26 protein-coding genes are annotated in these 26724 nt (G+C 41.8%); 20 read left to right on the top strand and 6 right to left on the bottom strand.

Annotation, left to right across the window (positions count from 1 at the left end; genetic code table 11):
- The first annotated feature begins 29 nt into the window (after nt 1-29).
- From P2W82_RS14025 to P2W82_RS14010, 4 genes are all read left to right on the top strand, one after another.
- Nucleotides 30-1067, top strand: a complete 1038-nt coding sequence (locus tag P2W82_RS14025; protein WP_336516530.1) for a hypothetical protein — start codon at nt 30-32, stop codon at nt 1065-1067.
- Between the two features lie 235 nt (nt 1068-1302).
- On the top strand, nt 1303-2292 hold the full coding sequence (locus tag P2W82_RS14020; protein ID WP_336516529.1) for an MBL fold metallo-hydrolase: 990 nt from the start codon (nt 1303-1305) through the stop codon (nt 2290-2292).
- A 759-nt stretch (nt 2293-3051) separates the two neighbouring features.
- Nucleotides 3052-4356 carry a hypothetical protein gene (locus tag P2W82_RS14015; protein ID WP_336516528.1) on the top strand — a complete coding sequence of 435 codons (1305 nt, stop codon included), beginning with the start codon at nt 3052-3054 and terminating at the stop codon, nt 4354-4356.
- An 84-nt stretch (nt 4357-4440) separates the two neighbouring features.
- A complete protein-coding gene (locus P2W82_RS14010; protein WP_336516527.1) occupies nt 4441-5259 on the top strand; it encodes an aminotransferase class IV in 819 nt (272 codons plus the stop codon).
- On the opposite strand, the gene P2W82_RS14005 is transcribed toward P2W82_RS14010, so the two are convergent.
- Both P2W82_RS14005 and P2W82_RS14000 read right to left on the bottom strand, forming a co-directional pair.
- Nucleotides 5260-5949, bottom strand: coding sequence for a LytR/AlgR family response regulator transcription factor (locus P2W82_RS14005; RefSeq protein WP_336516526.1), 690 nt, complete (start codon nt 5947-5949; stop codon nt 5260-5262). It lies immediately after the preceding gene.
- Complete coding sequence (locus P2W82_RS14000; RefSeq protein WP_336516525.1) at nt 5942-6982, bottom strand: sensor histidine kinase; 1041 nt, start codon at nt 6980-6982, stop codon at nt 5942-5944. Before P2W82_RS14000 ends, P2W82_RS14005 begins: the two co-directional genes overlap by 8 nt.
- Before the next feature lie 432 nt (nt 6983-7414).
- On the opposite strand from P2W82_RS14000, the gene P2W82_RS13995 reads away from it, so the two are divergent.
- The 4 genes from P2W82_RS13995 to P2W82_RS13980 all read left to right on the top strand — a co-directional run bounded on the left by P2W82_RS13995 (nt 7415) and on the right by P2W82_RS13980 (nt 12195).
- A complete protein-coding gene (locus P2W82_RS13995) occupies nt 7415-8731 on the top strand; it encodes a phosphatase PAP2 family protein (protein WP_336516524.1) in 1317 nt (438 codons plus the stop codon).
- Between the two features lie 424 nt (nt 8732-9155).
- The gene (locus tag P2W82_RS13990; RefSeq protein ID WP_336516523.1) at nt 9156-9740 is read left to right on the top strand and encodes a hypothetical protein; all 585 of its coding nucleotides are present in this window, start codon (nt 9156-9158) and stop codon (nt 9738-9740) included.
- 180 nt (nt 9741-9920) lie between these two features.
- On the top strand, nt 9921-10142 hold the full coding sequence (locus P2W82_RS13985) for a hypothetical protein (protein ID WP_336516522.1): 222 nt from the start codon (nt 9921-9923) through the stop codon (nt 10140-10142).
- A 265-nt stretch (nt 10143-10407) separates the two neighbouring features.
- Nucleotides 10408-12195 carry a UvrD-helicase domain-containing protein gene (locus P2W82_RS13980; RefSeq protein ID WP_336516521.1) on the top strand — a complete coding sequence of 596 codons (1788 nt, stop codon included), beginning with the start codon at nt 10408-10410 and terminating at the stop codon, nt 12193-12195.
- Between the two features lie 44 nt (nt 12196-12239).
- Here the strand turns inward: P2W82_RS13980 and P2W82_RS13975 are convergent, their stop codons facing one another.
- Nucleotides 12240-13076 (bottom strand): hypothetical protein, encoded by an 837-nt coding sequence (locus P2W82_RS13975; RefSeq protein WP_336516520.1) that lies wholly within the window; start codon nt 13074-13076, stop codon nt 12240-12242.
- 478 nt (nt 13077-13554) lie between these two features.
- Here P2W82_RS13975 and P2W82_RS13970 point away from each other — a divergent pair, with 478 nt between their 5' ends.
- The 4 genes from P2W82_RS13970 (at nt 13555) to P2W82_RS13955 (ending at nt 16525) form a co-directional block, all read left to right on the top strand.
- The gene (locus tag P2W82_RS13970) at nt 13555-14007 is read left to right on the top strand and encodes a YciI family protein (protein ID WP_336516519.1); all 453 of its coding nucleotides are present in this window, start codon (nt 13555-13557) and stop codon (nt 14005-14007) included.
- A 62-nt stretch (nt 14008-14069) separates the two neighbouring features.
- Entirely contained in the window at nt 14070-14360 is a 291-nt protein-coding gene (locus P2W82_RS13965; RefSeq protein WP_336516518.1) for a hypothetical protein, read from the top strand.
- A 5-nt stretch (nt 14361-14365) separates the two neighbouring features.
- Nucleotides 14366-14773 carry a hypothetical protein gene (locus P2W82_RS13960; RefSeq protein WP_336516517.1) on the top strand — a complete coding sequence of 136 codons (408 nt, stop codon included), beginning with the start codon at nt 14366-14368 and terminating at the stop codon, nt 14771-14773.
- 309 nt (nt 14774-15082) lie between these two features.
- A complete protein-coding gene (locus tag P2W82_RS13955; RefSeq protein WP_336516516.1) occupies nt 15083-16525 on the top strand; it encodes a serine hydrolase in 1443 nt (480 codons plus the stop codon).
- A 57-nt stretch (nt 16526-16582) separates the two neighbouring features.
- Here the strand turns inward: P2W82_RS13955 and ppsA are convergent, their stop codons facing one another.
- Nucleotides 16583-19024 carry a phosphoenolpyruvate synthase gene (gene ppsA, locus P2W82_RS13950; protein WP_336516515.1) on the bottom strand — a complete coding sequence of 814 codons (2442 nt, stop codon included), beginning with the start codon at nt 19022-19024 and terminating at the stop codon, nt 16583-16585.
- A 308-nt stretch (nt 19025-19332) separates the two neighbouring features.
- On the opposite strand from ppsA, the gene P2W82_RS13945 reads away from it, so the two are divergent.
- From P2W82_RS13945 to P2W82_RS13930, 4 genes are all read left to right on the top strand, one after another.
- On the top strand, nt 19333-19653 hold the full coding sequence (locus P2W82_RS13945; RefSeq protein ID WP_336516514.1) for a Dabb family protein: 321 nt from the start codon (nt 19333-19335) through the stop codon (nt 19651-19653).
- Between the two features lie 34 nt (nt 19654-19687).
- Nucleotides 19688-20491, top strand: a complete 804-nt coding sequence (locus tag P2W82_RS13940) for an AraC family transcriptional regulator (RefSeq protein WP_336516513.1) — start codon at nt 19688-19690, stop codon at nt 20489-20491.
- A 71-nt stretch (nt 20492-20562) separates the two neighbouring features.
- Nucleotides 20563-20943 carry a VOC family protein gene (locus tag P2W82_RS13935; protein WP_336516512.1) on the top strand — a complete coding sequence of 127 codons (381 nt, stop codon included), beginning with the start codon at nt 20563-20565 and terminating at the stop codon, nt 20941-20943.
- Nucleotides 20944-20981: 38 nt separating this feature from the next.
- A complete protein-coding gene (locus P2W82_RS13930; RefSeq protein WP_336516511.1) occupies nt 20982-21521 on the top strand; it encodes a nuclear transport factor 2 family protein in 540 nt (179 codons plus the stop codon).
- Nucleotides 21522-21774: 253 nt separating this feature from the next.
- Here the strand turns inward: P2W82_RS13930 and P2W82_RS13925 are convergent, their stop codons facing one another.
- Together P2W82_RS13925 and P2W82_RS13920 are read right to left on the bottom strand one after the other, a co-directional pair.
- Nucleotides 21775-22743 carry a hypothetical protein gene (locus P2W82_RS13925; protein ID WP_336516510.1) on the bottom strand — a complete coding sequence of 323 codons (969 nt, stop codon included), beginning with the start codon at nt 22741-22743 and terminating at the stop codon, nt 21775-21777.
- Between the two features lie 135 nt (nt 22744-22878).
- Nucleotides 22879-23850 carry a phytanoyl-CoA dioxygenase family protein gene (locus P2W82_RS13920; RefSeq protein ID WP_336516509.1) on the bottom strand — a complete coding sequence of 324 codons (972 nt, stop codon included), beginning with the start codon at nt 23848-23850 and terminating at the stop codon, nt 22879-22881.
- Between the two features lie 148 nt (nt 23851-23998).
- Between P2W82_RS13920 and P2W82_RS13915 the strand changes: the two genes are divergently transcribed.
- The 4 genes from P2W82_RS13915 (at nt 23999) to P2W82_RS13900 (ending at nt 26696) form a co-directional block, all read left to right on the top strand.
- A complete protein-coding gene (locus P2W82_RS13915; protein ID WP_336516508.1) occupies nt 23999-24865 on the top strand; it encodes an AraC family transcriptional regulator in 867 nt (288 codons plus the stop codon).
- A 37-nt stretch (nt 24866-24902) separates the two neighbouring features.
- Nucleotides 24903-25445, top strand: a complete 543-nt coding sequence (locus P2W82_RS13910) for a Crp/Fnr family transcriptional regulator (protein ID WP_336516507.1) — start codon at nt 24903-24905, stop codon at nt 25443-25445.
- Nucleotides 25446-25500: 55 nt separating this feature from the next.
- The gene (locus tag P2W82_RS13905; RefSeq protein WP_336516506.1) at nt 25501-26097 is read left to right on the top strand and encodes a DinB family protein; all 597 of its coding nucleotides are present in this window, start codon (nt 25501-25503) and stop codon (nt 26095-26097) included.
- A 185-nt stretch (nt 26098-26282) separates the two neighbouring features.
- Nucleotides 26283-26696: a DUF6157 family protein gene (locus P2W82_RS13900; protein WP_336516505.1), complete on the top strand. Its 414-nt coding sequence runs from the start codon at nt 26283-26285 to the stop codon at nt 26694-26696.
- Nucleotides 26697-26724: the final 28 nt, after the last annotated feature.

Here is a 26724-nt window from a genome sequence, read left to right as displayed (position 1 = left end):
TAAATTCTGACAAAAGCTTACTTCATTCCATGGAAAAATCCACGATCTACACGGTATTTGCCAATAGCATGAAAGATCGGCTGCCCAACCTCACCGAGGAAGCAATGAGCATCACCCATATCTTTTTGCCGCTGGCGTTTAACGACAAACTTTACTACATCAAGGATGAGATCTTTGATGTAGACAGGCTGACGCAGACTTTCTCCAAATACGGCAGCCGTTTTACGATTTTTTATTTCTCCGGTCATTCAAAGGATGGATGCATTAATCTTACAAACGATTACAGGATCGAACCGGAAAGAATGTCGCGGGTGATTTTGAGTAGTCTGAAACAAATTAAACTGATTTTTCTCAACGCCTGTGAAACATTTCCGCTGGCGAAGGAAATCATCAAACAGGTGGGCCCCGGAGAACAGGCACCTATTATCATCTCCTGCGGTACAGAAATCAACACTTATCTCGCTGAAACCTTTGCGCAGCTGTTGTTTCAGCAGATCGGGCAGGAAGAACCGTTCAGAAGTGCCTATACAAAGGCAAAAGACCTCGTAACGGTGATGGATAAAGAAAATAAAATTGTTTTCCGCGAATTCACTTCAATAGACGATGTAATAAATGCGAACGGCGATTTTACGATCAGTTATATCGAAATAAAAAACAGTCAGCCTGAAGATGATCAGCAGCGATCAGCAAAAAAGCACAGCTCTATTATCGGTAATGATAAACTGACGAGGGATGCGCTTTCGACCAATTACCTCACTTCCGTTGTGGAATCCATCGCTTCTAAACCCGACCTCGTCAGCAAAGAAAAAATCATTGCATTGAATGAAGCGCTGACCGCTGCAAAAATGGTTGCCGAAGGAAAAAAAGATGATAAGGAATTCAGAAAAGTTTTTGATAAAGCCGCTTTTGAACTTCCGGGAATTGATTCGAGGAAAATTTTCAGTTCATTGATCAATACTGAAAAAAATATCGCAGCATCGACGGTGCAAAGTTATATCGAAAGTAATGGATCAGTGATTGATAATCTGCAGGAGATGGTGAAGAAGATTGATGTAATTGATATATAACGTAAGCCGAAGGCTCAGTTAATCCTGCTTGTTGGTGATACAAACAGTAATCTGCCAATGAAAATGATCCGGAGAGAACACCAACAAGTATCACTCACAACTGGTTTAGCGGAGAATCGCCATACCCTAACACGTACTGGTGTTCCAAACGGGAACCAGTCAATAGCAAAGGATTTGAAGCGAACACCAACTATGAGTGAAAGATTTGTCTCTCTCAACAGTAAATATTTTCGCGATGAGAAACTTATTTAAAACGGGAATTCTGCTTTTCTTATTTATTGTTAACATTATTGATGCAGCTGCTCAGCCTGCAATAAAAATTACATTACTGGGAACCGGAGCACCCGTGCCATCTATAGAAAGATTCGGACCCGCTATACTGGTGGAAGCCGGCGGACAAAAACTGTTGTTTGACTGTGGAAGGGGCGCTTCACAAAGGCTATGGCAGCTGAAAATCCCGTTGGGTACGATCGATGCACTGTTCCTGACACACCTTCATTCAGATCATGTGGTTGGCATTCCGGATCTGTGGCTCACAGGATGGATACCTGCAGTTTATGGCAGGAGAAGTCATCCTCTCGAAACATTCGGTCCGGCAGGGACGCAGAACATGATGGAAAATCTTGTCAAAGCATATTCATGGGATATTACTACCCGCAGTAAAGAAAGAAACAAGGCGGATAGCGGAGCACTGGTAATCGCGACCGACATAGAAGAGAAATTCGTTTGGGAAAAGAATGGGGTGAAAGTAACTCCTTTTACCGTTCGCCATGCTGAGTTCATTGATTCTGCGTTGGGTTATAGAATCGATTATGCTGGTCATTCTGTTATACTTTCGGGTGATACACGTTACAGTGAAAACCTTATCCGATATGCAAAGGGTGTAGATGTAGTCGTGCATGAAGTTGCTGCTGCGAATGAAAGCTCCATGCAAAAATCCCCATTAATTAACCAGATCCTCGGCTTTCATATATCACCCGAAGAAGCGGGTAAAGTCTTTTCACAGACCAATCCCAAACTGGCGGTATACTCCCATATTGTATTGCTCACTGCTGACCCTTCCCTCCCACCTCCAACGGTGAATGACCTCATCAGTCGTACAAAGAAAACCTATAACGGTCCGTTAGAGGTTGGCGAAGATTTGTTGAGTATTGAGATTGGTGACCAGGTAAAGGTGACGAGATTTACAGCTGATCAGCGTAAACCAGGTGAAGTGATAAAATGAATTCCGTTGGTGTTTCACGGATACTATAGGGAGTAGTTGAACTGGAAGTAGGCCAGGGATTGTTGGTGTTCGACTCCTCTATCGATTTTCAACAACCACTCCGAGGCCCGTCGAAACACCAACAAAAATTCGCTATTCATCATGGATATTTCGAGACCAGTCAAAACCCTTCAATAAATGATAATCAAAGCTGCACATGCAACCACCTATCTCCTCTTTCGCGCAGCGGGAGAGTGGCCGGAGTGAGTCTGCTCTGTTGGTGTTCGACTCCTCTATCGATTTTCAACAACCACTCCGAGACCCGTCGAAACACCAACAAAGATTCGCTATTCGTCATGGATATTTCCAGATAAGTCAAAACCCTTCAATAAATTATAATCAAAGCTGCACATGCAACCACCTCTCCCCTCTTTCGCGCAGCGGGAGAGTGGCCAGAGTGAGTCTGCTTTGTTGGTGTTCGACTCCTCTATCGAATTTCAACAACCACTCCGAGGCCCGTCGAAACACCAACAAAAATTCGCTATTCGTCATGGATATTTCGAGACAAGTCAAAACCCTTCAGTAAATTATATCCCACCGAGCCAAAAGCCATTACCACACAGTGAACGAAGCTGCGCCCGCAAACTGCTCTCCCCTCTTTCGCGCAGCGGAAGAGTGGCCGGGGGTGGGTCATTTCTCCAAACGGTAAAATAGACCAACCGGCAGCATCCATATATCTGAAAACTTTGAGATATTCACGTTTTACCAAACCCGACGCTTGTGTTTAAAAATACCATCTTCTATTTCGCCGCAATCATCTTTGTTGCAGCATGCTCTCCAAAGCAAACTGAATCGCCTGACATCAACAAGCTCGCTGAAGAGTATATTCGTCTCGGACTGGACATCGGCCAGTATGATGGAAGTTTTGTTGACGCATACTATGGCCCTGATTCGTTGAAACCCAAAACGAAAGCCGATACTGCTTTCCCGAAACAGAAATTTTTAGATGAGGTAACTGCGCTATCTGCCAGACTTCAAAAAATCACCAGTGATACCAGTGCTGCAGTTTCTGCAAGAGCAAAATGGTTGCTGGCGCAGCTTAAGGCATATGAACGCAGAATCAAAATCTTTTCCGGTGAATATGCTGATTTCGACACTGAGGCAAAGGATCTTTTCGGAGTTACTGCCCCAAAATATGATGAGAAAACATTTCAGCAAAAACTCGATGAGCTCGATAAAATTCTACCCGGTAACGGCAGTATATTTGATCGCTTTCAGCAATTGGCCAACCGGTTCATCATTCCAAAAAATAAAATTGATACCGTATTCAGAACATCAATACTGGAATGCCGTAAACGAACACTTGCACATTTTACTTTACCGGGTCAGGAAAGATTTGAACTCGAACTGGTAAACAATAAACCCTGGAGCGGCTACAACTGGTACAAAGGAAATTACAATAGTCTTATACAGATTAATACCGATATCAACATTTTCATCGATCGTGCGATTGATGTCGGTAGTCATGAAAGCTACCCGGGTCATCACGTGTACAATATGTTGCTCGAAGAAAATCTGTACAAGGGAAAAGGCCTGATCGAAATTTCAATGTATCCTTTATTCAGTCCGCAGTCGTTCATTGCAGAAGGCAGCGGTAACTATGGTATTCAGCTCGCATTTCCGGGCGATGACAGGATACAATTTTCGAAAGAGGTGTTGTTGCCTCTCGCAGGCCTGGATACAACCGGCATCACCGCCTACTTCCGCGCAACAGCAATACGCGGGCAACTGAATTATGTTCGTAATGAAGTTGCTCGAGGTTTAATAAACGGTACTATGAATGAAACGCAGGCCCTCGAATGGCTGATGAAATATGGATTGCTCAACGAGGAGACAGCTAAAAAATCGATTGATTTCATAAAAGTCAATCGCACTTATGTGATCAACTACAATTATGGACTCGAAGCGGTTGAGGCATATGTCAATAAAAAGGCAGGTACAAATGCTACTGAGGACCAGATCTGGAAAGCATTCTATCAATTGTTAAGCGAACAGATCATGACTACTGATATCGTTAATCAGTAGGGCGCTTGTAGTGAAAATGATTCTCTCGCAAATTGATGCACATTTGTAAACAATTTATTGTGCATTGCATTAAACAGGTTGCTGATGTCAAAGAATTTTAGTTTTGTCAATGATGAATTTGTTGATACAGACAATGCAAAGATTGGCATAAAGGATCTCGGCTTGCAACGTGGCTACGGGATCTTTGATTTTTTGAAGACGGTTAATGATCATCCTCTTCACCTCGAAGATCATCTTGACCGGTTTTATAAGTCTGCGGAAACCATGCGGTTGCCAGTACCGTATAACCGGGAAGAACTGACCGACATCATCAGTCAATTGATGCGGAAGAACAAATTGCCTGATTCAGGCATCCGGATCAATCTTACAGGCGGTGATTCCGATGACGGCTATACCATTACAAGACCCAATCTGGTAATTTCACAATCCTTCCTTAGATACAATCCTGAGATTTTTGATCGTGGTTGGAAAATTACAACGTTCGAATACCAGCGCCAGTTTCCCGATGTAAAGACGATCGATTATCTGAATGCCGTATGGCTACAGCCGCAGGTAAAGGCTGCAGGGGCAGATGATGTGCTGTATTTTTATAACGACGAATTAAGAGAATGTCCAAGGACTAATATTTTTATTGTCACTCGTGATGGGATAGCGCTTACGCCCGCAAATCACGTCTTGCCCGGAATCACAAGAAAGCAATTATTGGGCTTGAAAGAATTCCAGGTGGACGAGGCGGTACTCACAATAGATATGCTTAATGATGCAGCAGAAGTTTTTATCACCAGTACCACTAAACTCATCATTCCGGTCCTTGCAGTTGATGGCCGTACTATTGGTAATGGTCAGCCCGGGCCGGTTACACGGGATTTGTATGCTGCTTTGAAAAAAATACAATATTCCTGATCACAAACCCTCGATCACATCTCTGTAACCCCTGCCGATAGGAATACTGATTCCGCCAAGTTCAACCGAATCGGCGGTGTAGGATTCAATCTTATCCGTTGAGATGATATATGAGCGATGTATTCTTTTAAAGATCTTTGAAGGTAGCAACGCTTCAATTTCATTGGTACTCATTTTGGTGAGCCATACTTTTTTTGTAGTGACCACGCGTATATATTCACGCTGACTTTCGATATAGACGATTTCTGAAAAAAGCAATTTCACTTTTTTCTTTTGTACACTGATGAAGAGATAATCCCTGTTTGATTCGGAAGAGTCTGCATTTTTTTGCGTTTCTACTCTTTTTACTTTGTTCACAGCCTGAAGAAATCGTTCATATTCGATTGGCTTCAGTAAATAATCAGTCACATTCAATTCAAAACCTTCCACAGCATACTGGTGATATGCTGTGGTAATGATTACTGCAGGCGGATCTGTAAGCGTTTTCAGGAATGCCATGCCTTTCAGCTTTGGCAGATGGATATCAAGGAAGATCAGTTCAGTGTCGTTATTACGCAGCCATTCCGTTGCGAGGATAGCATCCTTGAAACTCGCCTGCAGTTCGAGGAAAGGAGTTTGCTTTATATAGTCCGAAAGAACCTTAACCGCCAGCGGTTCATCTTCAATGATGATGCAGTTGACCTTAGACATAGCTCGCAAGATTGATCTTTAGTTCGGCAGTGAAAACAGATGCACTATGATCCAGATTCAGTTCATATTCTTTATAAAGTAATTGCAACTGCCTGCGGAGATTTGTTAACCCGATACTCTCTCTCGGAGTTTTTTCGTCAGGCATCCCGTCCACGGAATTCTTTACCATAAATTTCAGTTTACGCTGATTGACGGAAAGATAAATATCGACAAACGGCCTGCTTCGCGTTTCCGATACCCCATGTTTAAATGCGTTCTCCACCAACGGAATGAGCAGCAATGGCGGTAAAGCCTGCTTCATATCCTCTACATCATACTTAAAACCGATACTCAGCGATTCATCATAACGTAGTTTTTCCAGTTCGATATAGTCAGCAATTATTTTCAACTCCTGTTCTATAGCAATGAAATTTCCGCTGGTTTCATAAAGCATGTATCGCAAAATCTTTGACAGACGCATAATAGATTCTGGTGCCAGATCGGATTTGTCGCGGGCAAGCGAATAAATATTGTTCAGCGTATTGAAAAGAAAATGTGGATTGGTTTGTGATTTAAGATAATTAAGTTCCGCCGCCTGCTTCTCAATCCGCAGCTGCTGAGCCATGATTTTTAATTTCCGGTAATCGTAAATATGACGCAGGATGCCGAAGAAAAGAATGGCGCCAATGCTATCACCAAGGTTATCGCCGATCTGATGACCAATGCTTCCTGGTTCTTTCGGTGGCGCATAGAGTTGTAAAGTCAGGCCCAATTGATACCATAGGTAATGCACAAACGAAAACAACACCAGCTGACCAAATAATATCGCCAGTGAATTCAGCATTCTTTTCCTGGTGATTTTGGGTACGAGGTTTTCGTAGAAATTATATGCCAGGGGCATTACAAATAATGCCTGCCAGATATTGAGCACAAAATACCTGTTCCAGAACCTGTCATGATTCGATACAAAATCAGCGAATAAAGAAATGAGTAAATAGATCAGACCGATCCGGAGAAAAAGTTTGAAACGGGTTTTGTCGACGGGAAATATCATCTGCCAGATTAGGCGATAAATGTCGTCAAAAACTTCCGATTAATTGTTCGAACGTCTACGAATGAAGGATTTAGGTCAACGGATGTCGGGGGCGGATTGACACTTGCCGCTGTTCCTGCAAAAGTTATTACACATGAGGTACTACCGGGAACACCAACAAAAATAAAAACACAAGACTCAGGACAGAATGACGATTCCGGAGAGACGGCATGCATTGTCTGAGCATCGACCGAAGCACGGGTTGCGAAGCGTGATGGGATAATTTCATATTTGCGATGTTGCCGCAAAAATTACTACACATGAGGTCTTCACGCCAACACCATCATCAGGCATGTGTAGGGCGTTTTTCGTTGACACAAAACAGCTGTTCATAGACCAGGCGATCTGCAGAAACAAGCAACGATATATTCTTGTACCAGAAAACAAAAAAATATGAAAAGGACGATTCTAATGCTCGCCGTTCTGACTTTCGGCTATACTCACGTAAAGGCTCAAACGGAGCCCGGTGCCGGTAATTGGGTAACATGGTTTATCCCGTCCGGGAAAAGCTACAGACTTTCTCCACCTGAAAACAACAAAAAAGAGATTGATGAAGTGATCTCTATTCAGAAAAACCTGACTGCTGATCAACGTCGCGATATTCTCTATTGGAATACGGGCTCACCGGGTTTTCGCTGGCAGGAACTGATCAATGGTGTCTGGATGGAAAACATTCCTAAAACTGGTCCGCTTCCATTCATGCTGCTGAATGTTGCCATTTATGATGCAACTATTGCCGCCTGGGATACCAAATACTCGGTTAAACGTCCACGTCCCTACCAGGCAGATAAAAGAATTCAACGGATGATTTTGATTGGAGAAAGTCCATCCTACCCTTGTGAACATTCAGTAGCCGCAGGTGTTGCTGTAACCATCCTCTCGCATTTCTATCCCCAGTTGAAAGATTCCGTTTCAAAACTTGCTCAACGTGCAATGGCTTCGCGGATTGCTGCAGGTGTTGCCTTTCCTGAAGACACGAGAAAGGGATTTGAACTGGGCAAAACTATTGCTGAAGCCGAAATTGAATACACCAAAAACTACGCAACAACCAGGGTCTGGGACGGTAAAATCCCTGACAAGCCTGGATTGTGGAGAGGTAAGAATCCGATGTACCCCACGGGCGGCTATAACAAAACAGTTGTCCTCGACAGTGGCAGCCAGTTTCGTCCTGGCCCGCCACCTGATTTTGCAAAAGACATGGCCGAGCTGAAAAACTACAAAACGAATTTCCGCTCCCAGGCAAATGCTTTTCTATTTGGAGCAGGTTCACCCTGGGATGACTTGCTCAACAGAAAACTCATGGAATACAATTATCACCTTAATCCTCCGCTCGCCGCAAAAATTTATGCTACCGTCGCCATCGGAATGCATGATGGTTTCATATCCTGCTGGGACGCGAAATACGCTTACTGGGGTATCCGCCCTTCTCAATACGACACCACCTATACGCCACCGTTATTTTTCACTCCGCCTTTTCCGGGATATCCTTCAGGTCATGCAGCAATAGGTGCTGTTATGGCAGAAGTTTATTCCTATTTTTTTCCCGCAGATTCAGCGGAGTTTTACAAAATGGCAAAAGATGGTGCAGAATCAAGGTTCCAGGGCGGGATTCATTTCAGAACGGATAATGAAGTTGCGTTAGTGCTTGGCAAAAAAGTGGGTGAAGCTGTGGTGGAAAACGTAAAGAAGAATGAGAGGAACCGACGTTAGGCAAAACGGCAATTTCAAAAACAACTTCGCCGGATATTCCATGTGAAATACTGCAATCAGTAAAAGGAATAATACATTTCCCATGGGGAAAAACACGTTGGAAAATCCAAAAATCCTTTAGAATTTGCTGAAAGCTGCCAGGTATCCGATACTTTCAAGTATCGGATACCTGGCGGATTTTTCCGAAAATCGACAGACTGTCTCGCCGGTGCATTTGTTGTTACTTACGGGCACGGCGAGGTTTGGCAATTCAGGATCGCATGTGAAGAAGATGCAAACTTTTATAGTTGGTTTTTTCTTAATCCAAAAGAATTGATGCAAAAAGAATTGTTTGCCGGCGACCGATGTTGCGTGAAAAAATATCACAAAAAATAAATTTCAAATAACACGCAATAGTTATTAATTTCTGATCGCAATTCAATTCATGTCGATAGCGCTCGATAATTTTCGGAATGATTTTTTGTACGCCAGCAGCTGGGAAACCAGGAAAGATGGTCCGCCTTTATACCTGCTCGACAAACTCGATGCAACTGAATTGGCGGTTGCTGAAATGGAATTGATTAGTCATCTCAGCAAAGATGATTTCTGGCCCGTATCCGCTCTCGGATATATCCGATCACAGAATGCATTACCGTCACTATACAATTTACTGTACCGTGCCAGCTCTTATGGAAAAGTGATTACTGCGCATGCCATTTTCAACATCTGTAAAGATGAACAGATGATTGATATTGTTGAGCGCGAAATTAAGAACCAATGGAATAGTACACACCTGATTGATATCATTTACACTTTACCTGATTTTGACAATGAGCGAACAAATAAAATTCTCCATGACCTGCGAGAACATGAAGAATATCTTGTCGCCTATAATGCTACGCGCGCACTGCAACTACCCACAGAAGAAATTGTTGAACGATTCAGACAAAAAAAAATCGCAGCGAATAAAATCAGCCAAAATTCACCAGAGAGAAACAAACTCAGCTGGTGGCAAAAGATTTTCAGCTGACGATAATTTCTTAAGATGTTATTACCGTTATTTTCTTGCATCACTTTTTATTGTTTTATTAATAGTACCGAATCTTTAATGATGAGAACCTGTTCCACCATCTTATAGTCATTCGCACGCTTCTGCTTAATTGGATGCAGGTGAAAAATTAAACGATATGTATCGGACGACCAGGCTGTTTTGTCACTATCTGATATCGACCTGGCTATAGGAAAAGGTTCCAGAAGCAATAAGTCTGCAAATGGAAATCTTAAGGGCAAATGGAAATATCATCGTCCGTTTCAGACAATTGAGTTGGAACTTTTCCGCAATGGCGACTTTACATTTTCATCAGGATCGTGGATGAGATCAAGTTATTCAACAGGTAAATGGATCAGGGAATTGGCTACTTATGCTTCATAGCGATGATAGTTTGCAGAAAAATCAGACCATATCGGGAAACCCGCCTGACTTTGTGCGTCATTGCCATCAGCCTCTTTATTTTAATCACTATGTTCTAAGTCAACAACAGGATATGTTTGTAAGTAGTTTTGGCAGAATATTTGGCAATGCAATCTATTTTAAGCAATAATGTCTTTTTCTCTTTTTTCCGGTGAATTAAACGGTGCAATCTTTCCTTTCAGCTGCAGGAATCAACTAATTTTGTATTTCTGCGGAAAAAGAAGAAATGAACTTAACGGAAGAACAGAAGGCGATTATAGCGTCATCGGGAAATATTAAGATTAATGCTGTTGCTGGTTCAGGCAAAACGACCACTGTAATAGAATTCGCACGCTCAAGACCGGCAAGCTCCAGAATTTTGTACCTGGCTTTTAACAAATCTGTAAAAATGGAGGCTGCGCGGAAATTTGCGGAGCGAGGTATAACTAATGTTAAGGTTGAAACAGCTCATTCACTCGCATTCAGGTACATAGTTTATCAAAGTAAATATCAGGTAAAAGCACAGGGCTATAAGACCAGTGAAATTGCGGAGTTGCTCAACCTGCAACCAGGCAGCGAGCAACATGCAGAATACATCGTCGCCAATCATATCAATAAATACCTTACTTATTTCTGTAACAGCAACAAAGAAAAAGTACAGGAATTGAATTATCTCGATGCTGTGTCTGATGAAAAGGCGAAAACTTTTGTAAGGCAGTTTTATAATGAGATACAATCCCAGACCCGCTCCCTCCTGGCAAAAATGGATAGAGCAGAAATTGAAATATCACACGATTTTTATCTGAAAAAATTTCAATTGGCAGCTCCCGAACTTCCATTTGATTACATCTTATTTGATGAGGGACAAGATGCTTCGCCTGCGATGCTGGATATTTTTTTGAAGCAAAAAGCAATCAAACTGATTGTTGGTGACACACATCAGCAAATATACGGATGGCGTTATGCGGTGAATTCTCTCGAGCAAACGCGCTTTCCTTCTTTCAATCTGAGTACGAGTTTTCGGTTTCACCAGGACATTGCCAATCTTGCGATGGAGGTATTAAAATTGAAAAGCATTCTGGGAGGTTCGTCGAACGCAAAGCTGTTTGGCAAAGGTACACAACAGTCGCTGACTTCAAAAGCAACTTTGGCAAGAACGAACCTCGGTTTGCTTCTCGAGGCCATCAATTTTGTAGAAGGAAATGTAAAAAACCAACGATTGTATTTTGAAGGAAATATTCATTCTTATACGTATGCCGACGAAGGTGCTTCATTATATGATGTGCTGAATCTATATAACTACAAATTTGACTATATCAGGGATAAACTGATTAAGCAAATGAAATCATTAAAAGATTTGGAAGATTATGTGGAGAAAACAGAAGACATGCAATTAGGAATGATGGTGAATATTGTTCGCGAATACGGAAATAGAATTCCAGATATCCTCCGGACGATCAAAGAACGCCATGTAAGCGACGATGAAAAAGATAAAGCTGACATGATTTTTTCAACAGTACATCGCTGCAAAGGAATGGAGTACGATGTTGTAAAACTTTCGGATGATTTTATTACAGAAGAAAGATTGAAACGATTGATGGAGGACAAAAAAAACCCTCCGAATATTCCGAGATTGAATGAAGAAGTTAATCTTCTATATGTGGCCGTAACGCGCGCAAAAAATCGGCTACGCATTCCGGATATTTTTGTTCCGCAGAATTTTCCGAAATCTGAGTTCATCGAAGTATTGAAACCAAAGCCAACGGGTCTTGATGCTATGCAGAATCAGCCCGATTTTAAAAATTTCGCAAAAAGCAGGTTTTCAGAACGGTTTGTAAATAAAACATATGATCGTGCTGCGAGCAAACAGAAATCATCTGCGGCAAAAAAGCCGTGGACTTCCGATCAGGATTCGGATCTTAAAAGAATGTATGTCGACGAATTATACGAAGTCGATGAGCTGGCCTATCATTTCAAGCGTACGCGCAGTGAAATATTATCAAGGCTGCGAAAGCTGAAGATCGATGAATACTGATAAAAAGATCAGAATTCACTTTGTAGCAGACTACACGATTATCTTTATTCAACATCTCTCTTATTTAATGTGAAACTGAAATCTTCATTTCCGACAAGTAGTTTCCCGGATGCATCAGTAAAGAATAGAATATTGTCATCCCCTTTCACGAGGTGTATTGGTGTGTGATATTTTTCTGAATATACTTCGTAAATAATTCTGTCATCCGCACCAGTGAGCATTTTCCAAGTTCCTTTTTCCATAGTCTCCTTGCGATATCCTCTCCCACCTGAAAGATAGTGACTTGGTTTTCCAGTAGCAGAATCGCGGTAGAAAATGATATACCATTTCATTTTGGTGCAGGCATCAGTCTTATTAAGCCCCAGTTCGGCAGATATTTCCTGGCATGGAGTTCTGCCTTCGAATACTTCCGGATTTTTATCAATTTTGTTTGTTGAAGTCAAGTTGAACTGGTCCGATAGCTCAGGATGAATATTATTAAGCGCATAACTATATCCTCCATTTCCTGAAATCAGTTTTCCATTATGATTGATCAGGTGCAGAATATTCCTGTTGACCAGCGCGAGGTTCAGGATTTTTCCTTTATTGGTGAGAACGAGATTTTTGTCTCTGCGAGTTAATTGTCCGCCAACAGCTTTAATATGATCAGTGTAAAATCCGGGCGTGCCTGGTTTTGAAACACCGTAATTATATTCCAGTTTGTAAGTGCTTTCGCTTACCAGGAGTTTCCACCTGATGAAATCCACAGAATCCTTTAACGGCATTTCCAGGAATTTCCTCACTTCCGGATCAGCAGGCGTACTTCCCACAAAGGTCTGCTCTTCAAAACAGGAGAAAAACACTCCAACAAATCCAAGTATCGAGACGATGTGACTAAGCATATTCTTACTTTTTTACCAAGATAGTCACGTCTTGCCATGAGCATTTTAAGACTTGATCAAGGGTGGGGTTTTCGTGACGTGCGATCGCGAAAGTAAAACCTGCGAGGTCTTAAGACCTGGCAGGTCTCTTAAACCTGGCAGGTCTTAGACCTCCCAGGTTGGCATTTCATTATCACGGCTAGATCGGCAATTCTTACTAATCAATGAGTTACTCTGCATCAGAAAATGCTGGTTTCGGTTGCACCTTCCAACGCAGACAGTTTTACCTGCGAGGTCTTAAGACCTGGGAGGTTTTAGACCTTGAAGGTGTTTAAACCCGGCAGGTCTGTTAAACCTGGCAGGTCTTAGACCTACCAGGTTCCATTCTCCGCCAGCAAAATTCCTGCTTCATCCGATTCAGGCTTGCAATGATTACTTTATCATCTAACTTGTAGCCTATTCAGCAATAAAAAATTACTCACTAAGGCAATACAGAGCCATGAAACGCTTAGCTACCCTGCTCCTCATTTTTACTTCAATCGGCCTCCAGGGGCAATCAACAAACCCGAAATTCAACAAAGCACTTGCCGACTCACTCGGAGCCGACGAATACGGAATGAAAATGTATACTTTCGTCATCCTGAAATCGAAGGAGAACACGCTGGATAAAAAAATTAAAGACAGCCTGATGGTGGGGCATATGCAGAACATCAACAAACTTGCTGACGCAGGTAAACTGATCGTAGCAGGACCTATGGGGCAAAACGATAAAAAATACCGCGGCATATTCATCTTCAATACCAGTGATCTGAAAGAAGCAAAATCCTGGGTGGAAACTGATCCTTCCGTGAAAGGCGGCATCTTCGATGTTGAACTTTTCCCCTGGTATGGATCTGCGGCACTGCCACTTTATCTGAAACACCACGAAGAAGTAGAGAAAACAAAGTTTTAGTATTTCGTTATCAAAAATCAGAACTCATTCAGACACGATTCAGTTTCGAACAACGTTAACCCATGAACGTTGTTTCAATGATCAGGATTTCGCTGCAAATATTTGTACATATTTTGATCATTGCCTTTCTGACCATCATCACGCAAATCGGCGGAATTATCTGGCTGATCAATCTCTGTTTCTACAATTTCATAGATAAAATAATTTCAAACCCGTTCGTCGATAAAATTGCAAAGTTGCTTTCGTTTCTGTTTGTCATTTTCTCATCAGCTTTACTATTCTCCCATCCATCGCGCGAGAGTTTAATCGTCTACCACTATCCGTTACACAGCAACGAAATCTGCAACCTTTAAATATCATGACCTGCGTCCTGAACAGGCATTGGGTCACACCCGAGCTTCGTGATCAGATTATGAATATCGCTTCAGAAATGAACCTGCGCTATCCCGGAACTGTTACCAATTACCTGGAAGCAAACTTCCCCTTGTTCAATGGCTTCCCTCTTTGGCCACACCTGAGTCATCAGGATGGTAAAAAACCTGACATCTCTTTTTTCTATACAGATGCATTGACCGGGAACCCCGTCAGCACAGCACCTTCGTTCTGCGGCTATGGCATTTCAGAAGAACCCCGGCCAGGAGAAATCGACATTTCCAGAGATTGCGGAAAACAAGGCTACTGGCAGTACAGCCTCATGAGGAACCTGATGCCACAGAGCAGGAAAACATCTTCAGATTCGATTCAAAAAGAACAAAAAGTTTTTTAGAATGGTGTGTATCGAATGAAAAAGTCAACAAAATCTTCATTGAACCCCACCTCAAAACAAGGCTCGGACTTTCCAGCGAAAAAATCCGGTTCCATGGCTGCCAGGCTGTAAGGAACGATGATCATATCCATATCCAGGTAAAGTGATATGACCCAAAAAGGTCTTCGCGAACATCACCATTAAAATTCCTTCGGCCTCAGACAACTTTTCATAAATGAACACGTTGAATGATTTGCGGCATACTATTTTACCCTGGCTGCACCGTACCCACCTGCCCTGAAACCCGATTTAGTATTAAAACAAGATATCGTGAAAAAGCTGCTTACCCTTTTTTGTATTTATCCTGCATTGATCTTTGCGCAGGATCCCCATGTAACTAAACTCGATTTGTTTCTTAAATCCGCAGAGAAGTACAATAATTTCAACGGCAATGTGCTGATCGCCAAAGGAGGCAAAATGATCTATGAAAAAAGTATAGGCTATAGTAATTTCAGTACTAAAGAAAAGCTGTCGCCCAACTCCATGTTCGAGCTGGCGTCATTGACAAAACCTTTCGTTGCAACCGCTATCTTTCAGTTAAAGGAAAAAGGAAAACTCAGTCTCTCAGATACCCTGAGAAAATTCATTCCTGAGCTTCCTTATAAAAATGTTACCATTTATCAGATGCTTTCACACACTTCAGGCTTACCTGACGAATATGAAGCGATGGATAAAAAATGGGACAGAAAAAAATTCGCTTACAATAAGGATGTGATCGAGTTTCTCGCGGCCGAGAACTTACCTCCGGATTTTGCTCCCGGTTCAAAATGTGAATATTCCAACGTCGCATATGAATTACTCGCTGTAATTGTTGAAAGAGTTTCCGGACAATCTTTCGCCAGTTACGTCCAGGAAAATATCTGCAAGCCAATCGGATTAAAAAATACAAGAGTCTACAATACCCGTCGCACCAAGGGTGAGAAAATACCGGGCTATGCATACGGATATGTGAAAGACAGCACCCGCGGCTATATTATCCCTGACAGCCTGATCAAATATTCCTGGGTCATTTATCCTGATGGAATTTATGGTGCCGGAAATATCAGCTCAACTGCTGAAGATCTCTATTTATTTGACAGAGCATTAAAGGATAATAAATTTTTCACTAACATTATCCAGGACGAACTGCAACAATCCCGGGCACTATGGGATACGACATATAAAATCTATTATAGTCTGAGTTCACAGAAAGTCGGCATGAATGAATTCGGAAGGTATATCCATTCCGGCGTTGCCGGATGGCCAGGGTACAAAAATGATATGATCAGGTATCTGCGGGATGATCTGGTGATTATCGTGCTTTCAAACAATGAATCCAATGCAGGATATATTTCAGGAGCGCTGGCATATATCATGAATGATCAGCCGGTCGTGAATGCTTACGAACACAAAGAGTATCCGATGGAAAGCAGGCAGCTCAGTCGTTTCGAAGGCGCCTATACGGTACCGTATATACCTGATGCAATTACAATAAACATTTTTAAAAAAGATAAAAAACTGTATTACCAACCGGTGCAATTGATGGACAGAGCAGTTAAATCAGAACCGATTGAACTCACGCCCGAATCACCGAACAAATTTTTCCTGAGTAAAGGTGAAGATATCCAGATTGAATTCGACCTGAAAAAATCAGGTAAAGTTGACAAAGCCTACTTCATTCTTTATAACATGAAAAAAGAAATGGTTCCTTACCGGCGCCCCGCAGGAAAATAGCAACTACCCATTTTTTATATTCCACAGCCTTTTCGCCACAAGTGATCAGGCTGTTTTTCATTTCTGAAACAACTGCTGCTCAACCTGGTGTATTGCCCTAATCGTTTTCACCAGCGAATCCGGCGTAACCGAAATACTATCGATTTCCTGTTCTACAAGGAATTGTGCGAAATCCGGGTAATCAGAGGGTCCCTGGCCGCAGATACCTACTTTTACATTCGCAGCCCTTGCGGCACGGATAAGCATACAGATCATTTTTTTCACTGCCGGATTTCTTTCATCGTACAGATGCGCAACAAGAGAGGAATCCCGGTCCAGCCCAAGTGTAAGCTGAGTAAGATCATTGGATCCAATAGAAAACCCATCGATATGTGCAGCAAATTCTTCTGCCATCAGAATATTCGACGGCAATTCAGCCATCAGGTAAATTTCAAGTCCATTGACGCCACGTTCCAGACCAAAAGAAGCCATAGTGGCCTGCACCTGTTTGAGTTCTTCAACTGTACGGCAGAATGGAATCATCATCACGACATTTGTAAAACCCATTTCTTCCCTGACCATTTTAATCGCCCTGCACTCCAGTCCGAATGCATCTCTATATGAAGACGAATAATATCTCGAAGCTCCACGCCATCCAATCATTGGGTTCTCCTCGTGCGGCTCAAAATATTTCCCGCCCAGTAAATTATAATACTCGTTACTCTTAAAATCGGAAAACCGAACAATGACCTTATTTGGGAAAAAAGCTGCAGCAATCCGCGCTATACCATAGGCCAGTTTTTTTATAAAGTAATCTTCCTCGTTCTCAAATCCACGAATGATTTTTTTGATCTCAGCCGATAAATGGTGATCGTTCAGCTTATGATGCCCGATCAATGCAAGCGGGTGTACCTGTATATAGTTATTAATAATGAATTCTTCCCGCGCAAGCCCTACTCCGGCATTCGGCAGATGTGAAAACTGAAAGGCCATCGCAGGTGAGCCGACATTAAACATGATGGGTGTGCGAATTTCAGGCAAGTCATCAAGATCAATCTCAAGTTGAGTGTAGTTGATTGCGCCACGATAGACCTGGCCAACATCACCTTCGGCACAGGAGACGGTAACAATATCTCCCACAGTTAACAGTTCCGTTGCATTACCACAACCCACAATTGCAGGAACCCCCATCTCACGGGCAACTATAGCCGCATGGCAGGTACGTCCGCCTTTATTTGTAATAATTGCAGCGGCTTTCTTCATGATCGGCTCCCAATCCGGATCTGTCATATCCGTTACCAGGATGTCTCCTGTCTGGAAAGGCTGACTTTCTGCAACGCGACTATCAAGGGAATACATGATGTTCACTTTGCCCGAAGCGATCTTATCCCCAACGGCAATTCCTTTCAGTACCAGCTTTTGATTTTTATCAGGTTCATTGATATGGTATTCGGTTACCTTCCGGTCTTTTTTCTGCGAATGAATTGTCTCCGGACGCGCCTGTACAATAAATAGTTGCTGGGTTTTCCCATCGATCGCCCATTCGATGTCCATCGGGCACCAATAATTTTTTATCCGGCTATAGTAGTTTTCGATTTCAACAACCCAGGCAGATAATTGAAGAACCGTTTTGTCGTCAATACAAAACCTCTCCTGCATCTGCCTGTCTGTTGGTATGGTTCGTACACGTTCGTCGGGATCGTCACCATACACCATCATCTGATCCTTGTTTCCAAGTTTTTTTTCTACGATCGGGGTACAACTTTTACCAAGCATCGGCTTGAAAACGATGAATTCATCCGGAGAAACAGAACCCTGCACAATCATTTCACCAAGCCCGTAGGAACCATTGATGACTATTACATCTTTAAATCCACTTTCTGTATCAAGAGAGAAGGCCACACCTGAACATGCCAGATCCGAACGAACCATCTTTTGAACACACACGGAAAGCCCGATCTGAAAATGATCATAGCCAAAATTTTCACGGTAAGAAATCGCACGATCGGTAAACAAAGAAGCAAAACAATTCCGGACTGCATCAATAAGAGCACCTGGCCCCCTGACATTCAGATATGTTTCCTGCTGACCCGCAAACGAAGCGTCCGGAAGATCTTCAGCTGTTGCCGAAGATCGAACTGCCACATCAGTATCCGGCAAATGATATCTTTCAGAAAGACTCAGGTATTCCTGAATAATTTCTTCACCCAGCTCTTTGGGAAATCTTGTGTTCCGTATCAGCTGCCTTATTTTCTTACCGCCTTTACGCAGGGAATCAATATTATCAAACTCGATCTCGGAAATGAATTGCTTAACCGACGGTTCCAGCTGATTCGCAATAAGAAAATATTTGTACGCATGGACAGTAATTACAAATCCACCAGGCACCTGGATACCTAAAGGAGTAAGGTGTTGTATCATTTCTCCAAGCGATGCATTTTTCCCTCCCACCCATTCCAGATCATTCATACCTACTTCGTGCAGGGGCACGATGAACTTGTCAATACGCATATGTTTCATACTGATTTAATATTATAACGCCTTACAACAATTTATTATTTGCGCGGAAACACGGCACAAGTCAGCAATACGCAGATACCATCCGTACTAAAACGATTAATGCAAGAGAAAATAAAATGAAAATAAAATCCGGAGTACTATCAGAGACTTTAAAAAACGAATATATACATTTTTATTTGTCTAGACAAGTTGACACAAAACATTTTTGGATTATTCCTATGAAGCAAATGCGGAACAAGATAAATTTCTTAATGCAGCTAACAGGAAAATTGTTAATTTGAATTTTCAGTCTTCAATCAATGACATTCATGACATCAGAATCAAAGTACAGGATAAGACATACCGTTGTTTTTAAATTGAAACACCGGATAGGTTCGGAGGAAGAAAAACAATTCCTCGATGCTGCCAAAGAATTAAAAAAGTTACCGGGCGTTGAAAAATTCGAGTGCTTAAAACAGATCAGTTCTCACAATAACTATACCTATGGAATATCAATGGAGTTTTCAGATGCTGCGAGCTACCAGGCTTACAGCGATCATCCTGGACATGTACGTTTTGTTGAAGAGCTCTGGATGAAAGAGGTAGAATCATTCATGGAAATAGATTACCAAATCGAAGACCCTCAATGATCTGGATTGCTTTCTTCCGATTTGAATTTCGATATTGAATACCATACATCAATTATACAAACCAATTCAGCCTACGGTCAAATCCCCGACCAGTAATGTTATCTATCGGGAATTTGTTCCGCATCTTCACCTGCAACCATTTATCTGCTGTTACTGGGAACTGCTGACGACTACTCCCCTTCCATCACCATTTATTTATCGCGTTGTAGCTGATGGCTGTATTGATATTTATTTCGAGATGAACAATCCGGCATTAAGTTGGGTAATGGGTTTTTACAGAAAGTATACTGAGTTTCGATTGGCGAATCAGTTTCACTATTTCGGGATCAGATTTTTACCTGCAATGTTCCCGCAGATGTTTAAAGTTGATGCGGCGCAATTGAGCAACCGTTTTGAATCGTTGGATGTTGTCGTTCCGGAAATTGCGCGTTTTCTTGCAACTGGTATAAGTATCAATGACAGCTCACAGTTATGTATCGAACTTGATAAAATTTTCATAAGACAAATTCAGTCAACAACAATCAATTTTGACAATCGTCTGTACAACGCTATTGATATCATGCTTAAGAAATCAGGAGTGATCCGGATGGAGCAGGAACTGTCAACAGGTATAAGTTCAAGGCAATTGAGAAGATTATTTGAATATTATATCGGGGATACACCAAAAACTTTCTGCAAAATCGTTCGCTTCCAGAATATACTTCGTGCCAAGCCTTCCACACAAAGTCTGCGTGAAAACAAATTATTTTTTGATGCAGGATATTACGACCAGGCTCACTTTATTAAAGACTTCAAAAACTTCTATGGAGTCACTCCCTCTAAAGCATTCGGCCGCTGAAATTTGTCCGTTTTTTACAATGATTCCATCACTGGTTGATGCAATTTTGTATCAGAATAAAAATCATAAAAATGAAACTGAATGCAGGAATTATCACTAATAAAATGGAAGAGACAAAAAAATTTTACACTGACGTACTGGGATTCGGAATTACTTTTGAAAATGAATTTTATCTCCTGATGCATACGCCGGATCATCAGGCGGAAATTAGCTTTTTGTTACCTGAACATCCAACGCAACAACCGATTTTTCAAAGTCCATTCGGAGGACAGGGGGTTTATCTTACTATTGAAGTTGATGATGTAGATGCTTTATATCAGGAAATAAAATTGAAGATACCGGTTACGGTTCCAATTCGTGATGAACCGTGGGGTGATCGTCATTTTGCCATTACAGATCCCAACGGAATCGGGATTGATATCGTGAAATATTCGCCGGTTCAATCCTCATGATGATAATTTCTTTCTCTATCTTCCGTGAAATGAAAAAAATGAAATTGATAAAAGATTTCCGCTGGCATTTTTGTTGGGTTATTATCCTCGTAATCGTTACATCGTGCAATAACAACCCATCCTCTTCAGCACCGGATCTGAATAAAGAGAAACAGCAAATCATTTCATTGCTTGATTCATTCAATGCTGCTGCGGCCAGAGCCGATTATGATAATTACTTCGGCTATTATACCGATGATGCCACATTCATCGGCACAGATGCCAAAGAAAACTGGGACAAAAAGGCGTTTATGGCATGGGCAAAACCGGCTTTTGATAAAGGGAAAGCTTGGGATTTTACCGCAGTCGAAAGAAACATTTTTTTCGATAGTACAGGACGACTGGCATGGTTTGATGAGCTGTTGAGTACACAAATGAAACTCTGCAGAGGATCTGGAGTATTGGTTAAAAAAGGAAATGACTGGAAGGTTCAGCAGTATGTTTTGTCGATGACTTTTCCAAATGAACTGATCGATACAATTGTTGCCTTGAAAGGGCCGATTGAGGATTCGGTTTTGAAAACGAGGGGTAGTAGGTAATAAGTTGTAGGGTATAAGTTATAATAAGTTATAAGTTATAAGTGGGTAACAGCCGGCGGTTGAGAGTAGTAATAGAAACGTCCCAATTTTGACGTTTTTCATGTAGGTAAAAGGCGTGCCTTTTCCCTACATGAAAAACCAGGAAACAGCCTAAACTGTTTGTGAATTTACTTCGCGTACTATACTTCGCAATCCTGAGATGTGATTTTAATCGCAAAAGCTAACTTACCACATATAGCCTACTACACACCACCTAATAGCTGACGCCACCGCCCGGTTGCTGCTTTTTCTGAAATACACGATTGACAAGAGGCTTGAAAAATAATTCTTTCACCTTATCAGCAAATAGCGCAAGAAACGTAACAATCGACCAGATAGCCACCTGCGCCGGCGACCAGTTGCGCATCAGGCGACCGAGTTGATTGTTGTACCTGGGATTTAATATTTCGACATTGACAGTTGTTGTTCCGTTCCGGGTCTGATCGAGTGAACTGCCGATAGAATGAAGATCAAATACAAAAACATCACTGTATTGCTCATCAATCAAACTCGTTTTCCTGGCTTCCGGAAAAATGCGTTCAACGATCCCTTCGTTTGCCCTGAGAACTACTTTTGAATTGTCTGAAAGAATATAATCCACATTACCATCGTAGGTTAATTTCCCTACAGAATCATTGACGATAAAATAACCTGACCCTGTTGGTCGATGATGAAGATCAGTCACGTTATTGAACAGAACGGGAATGGCCAGTCGCTTTGTTTTCTCAGCAAAGCCCATGGTATAAGGAAGTACAGAGGTTCGTTTGAAGAAATATTTCTTTGCATTCTTTTCTGAGCTTTCATTCCAGCGCAGATCCTTTAATTCTTTCAGATAACGTTCAATATACTTTTCTGTTTCAACAGAATTCAGTCTGGTACGTTTTGAAATTTTCTCATCGTAAGAATAGATATCATCATTCCCCAGCAGTGCAGGAATCTCGCGCTGGATCAGGTATGCAAGCGAATCTCTTTCAAAAAGTATGGATTCATCCACTGTCACAGCAGTATCATCAATATTGATACGGCCTGAATAGTCGCCAACAATTTTAATCACGGGATTGGCTGCTTCGCTGATAACAAAAGTGCTGTTGTCATAGTGTCCTTTGCTGAGCCGCCAATAATATATCGCAGCGAAAAGAATGGTAAGCGCAAGTATGATTCTAAGAATATTCAGCATCCGCATAACACCAGGTGGAGGGATTACCAAAATCTTACTGAGTAAAATTAGATGATTGTTTTGAGTTGACTGCCTAAAAAAGCTGCCCTTCCTCCAAAGAGCAGCTTACTGCATATGCCTCTTAACCCAAAGTATTTCAGATCACCACCTGTCGATTCCTAATAGTTTTCTACCCAGAGAAGATAGTTCGGCGGTTTCGTATCTGGTCTGTTCCCATTTGCGGGGATCTCCGGGGAATGCATAACCTTCCGGGGCCCTCCGATCTCTCCAGGAACTGATTCTCCATTCACGCAGTTCTTCATTGTCTTCCTCCGCGGGCATCATGGAAATGTATTGCGCAAGCCTCACTTTATCTCCACTCCTGTTTGGCCTGATACCGTGCGGTTGAAGACTGTTGAAGATGAGGAGATCGCCTGCATTCATTTTCACTTTTACTATTTCAAAACCTGTGGTATCAGGTTTAAAATGATCACGGTTGTCCGGCTGCGTTAGTTTCCATGTTTCGTAGGTGCGATACAATTCAGGAATACATTGAAAGCCTCCCATATTTTCGTCGTTCTGATCGGCGAGAGCCAGAACGCCCTGTACATTCTGTGGTTTGGTTTCAGGATCATAATCCCAGTGAATAAACCCTTTGTACTCGAAACCGGGCTGAATGGGCAGGTTTAGATTTGCGCGATCAATCGTTACCCAAAGTTTTTCTGTCCCCCAGATGTCACTGAATGCATCATGCACTTTTGGAAACTGACGATTATCCCACAGATACTGATGATTATACACTTCTACCATACCTGTATTAGTGAGCTCTTTCATTTTCATTTCCGCACGTGGAGCTGTATACCAGGTCGATTTATCATTGGGGTCTTTTTCTTCAAACTCCCAAAGGAAATCAGCCAGACGTTTTACCTGTTCTTCCGGCACAGCGTTCCCGATAACGATATATCCGTTGTTGATCCAGAATCTCCAATCCGCTTCAGACAAAACTTTTAACGGCCTTCCATTGCTTCTGTCGTTCAGTTTCACTTTGCTGCTCTTTGCAGTGGAGGGGTTCCCGGGGATGTCTTTGTGCGCATTTGCCGGGGCCATTGTTGCTGCCATCGTTTGTTGCTCCATATGAAGAATACTGTTGATTATTATGAAACAAAGATGAAACCATTGGCATTTTCATTTTTCGTTTTGAATGACCAGTTTTTGCTCTGTATTGACAATTTCAATTAAAATTCCACCCGATAATTTAGATTTATAGAAAAATCGGATCGTAATGAAGATTCAGAAGGAAATCATCACGTTAAATCCGGGGCAGTCGTTTAAGATCTTTTCACCCAGCCTGCGGAATAGCTTTTACTGGCACTATCATCCTGAAATTGAACTGCTGTATGTTGAAGCTATTACAGGCATTCGTCACGTAGGGCAGCATATTTCGAGCTTTACAACTGATGATCTTGTATTGATCGGACCGGATATTCCTCATCTCAATTTTGATTACGGTATTCAGACAGACTATCACCAGATCGTTGTTCAGTTCAGGGAAAATTTTTTAGGCGATGCATTTAAAACTGCGCCCGAGTTTGAGGCAATTGAAAACATGATGAAGCAATCGATTTACGGTTTGAGTTTTTTCGGACCAGCGAAAGAACGGGCAATTCAGAAATTAAAATCGATGAATGGAGAATCTGCATTTGTACAAATGCTAACACTGCTGGAAATTTTTCAATTGCTGGCATCAACCAATGATTATATCCAACTCAATGACCGTGACACACGTGTAAAGATTTTTCTTGATGATAAGATACGGATGGCATCGGTATACAATTATATTCATCTCAACTATGATAAGAAACCGGATGTAAATGAAATTGCAGATTGCGTCCATTTGAGTACTGCAGCATTTTGCAGGTATTTTAAAAAGCAGACAAAGATGACTTTCACTGATTTTGTCAACCAGTATAGAATTACCCAGGCGAAAACTTTATTAATGAAAGATATTACAGTATCAGAAGCATGTTATGAAGTGGGATTTGAAAGCCTTTCCTATTTTAATAAATTGTTTAAAAAATTAACGGGTATTAATCCATCATCATTTCGAAAGGCAAATCATTCCACAAGATTTAGCCTGGAAAATGTCTAACTTGTCCAATTGGAAACCTCATAACTTTATTTAACCATTGCCGGCTCATTATTCAAATTTTTTCGATCAGCTCATTCAGACCTTTCAGCAGAAAGGGAAACTGAAAACATTTAAGAAAGGTGAATTTATTCTGAAAGAAGGCGAAGTCGAAAGAAATCTGTATTGGATTGAAGAAGGCGCGGTAAGGGTTTTGCTTCTCACTGAATTCGAAGAACACACGGTAAGGCTTGGGTATAAAAATGGAATTATCAATTCACTTAGCTCCTATCTGAAACAAGCGCCTTCAGAATTTTATATCGAAGCGTTGCGAAAAACAATAGTTAGAATGATTTCGAAGAATGACATTGAGGAACTGATCAGCCAAAGTAGCGATAACTTGCTGGGCTACACGAAAATGCTGGAAGGGTTAGTTACGCAGACAATAGATCGTGAAATCGACCTGCTGATCGCTTCGCCTACTGAACGACTCAACCGGGTATTAAAAAGAAGCCCGAATGTATTCCAGGAAGTACCATTAAAGTATATTGCCTCCTATCTTCGCATGACGCCTGAGACATTGAGCCGGCTTCGGAATTCTTGATCCCGATCAAGAACATTCTGAAAAACCCGGGGGAGATTTGTACAAATTAAAAGATATGCAAATCAACAGCAGAGAATTACTGACAGAACTCATCAGCATGACTGACGACGCAATAGAAGCCGCACAGCGTTTTAAAACCTACGATCTCAGAATACTCAACTTTAAAAAAGATGCGCAGTCCTGGAGCATACTCCAATGCCTCGAGCATCTGAATCTTTATGGCGATTTTTATCTCCCTGAAATAGAAAAACGGATGGATAACAGTACGCACAGAAATCCCGGCACTGTTTTCCATAGCGGAATCATTGGAAATTATTTTGCCAACCTGATGCTGGGCAGGAACGGAAAAATCAAAAAAATGAAAACTCCCAAAGACAAAAGACCAGCCGAAAGTAATTTGTCTGTACTGACAATCGATAGGTTTATCAAACAACTGGAAATGCTGAAAACGCTTCTGGCAAAAGCTACACAGGTAGATCTTACCAAAACAAAAACATCAATTGCCATTTCCAACCTGGTAAAATTGCGGTTGGGCGATACTTTCAGGTTTCTCATTTATCATATCGACAGACACATACGGCAGGCTGACCGATCTTTTGAAGGAGCTCCGAAATATGCACCGAAGATCAGGCTGGGAATGATTATGTTCTAGACAGAAGACAGCAGACGGTACACAGGAGAGGCAATAGGCAATAGCAAGCAGGCAATAGGAACAGCCGGCGATTGAGGATGAAACAGAACACAGAATACGGAATACGGGGAAACGAAAGACTGCCTGTCTGGTAGGCAGGGCAGGTTGTCTGTTCAATTCCCACTCCTTACCTCTAACTTAGTAATATGGTTCATAGTACCTGTTACCAAAACACCCTGATCATGATTGCGGATGATTCGCCTTCACTTGCCGGAGAAATTCCGCCGGTGAAGGGAGATAAAAAATCCATTGCCAATCTGCAGTTTGAAATGATTCATAAGGCGCCTTACAAATACACTTCTGATGATGTGTTGTTTGAAGTGTATGCGCTTAGAAATCAAATCACAAAATCTGAAAGGAAAAAAGCGAGAGAAGCGTTTTTTTCAAAAGGCCAGGCTTGTTTTCGGGCATCACCGCTGACGAAAAGATATGGGTGGGGTGTACATTGCGATGCCAATGGAAAAATTGCGTTGTATGGTGCGGAGACAGGGGAGTACAAAAAACTGGTTGATGACAATAAGCTGGTAAAAGTAAAGGCGATGAGGAGTTCGAAAGGTTGAATGTTTAAAGTCAAGGGTGGAAAGTTTA

The sequence above is a fragment of the Pollutibacter soli genome, assembly GCA_029269725.1.
GTDB classification, from domain to species: domain Bacteria; phylum Bacteroidota; class Bacteroidia; order Chitinophagales; family Chitinophagaceae; genus Pollutibacter; species Pollutibacter soli.
The sequence above is the reverse complement of the archived record's forward strand: the minus strand, read 5'-3'. Positions and strand labels throughout refer to the sequence as shown.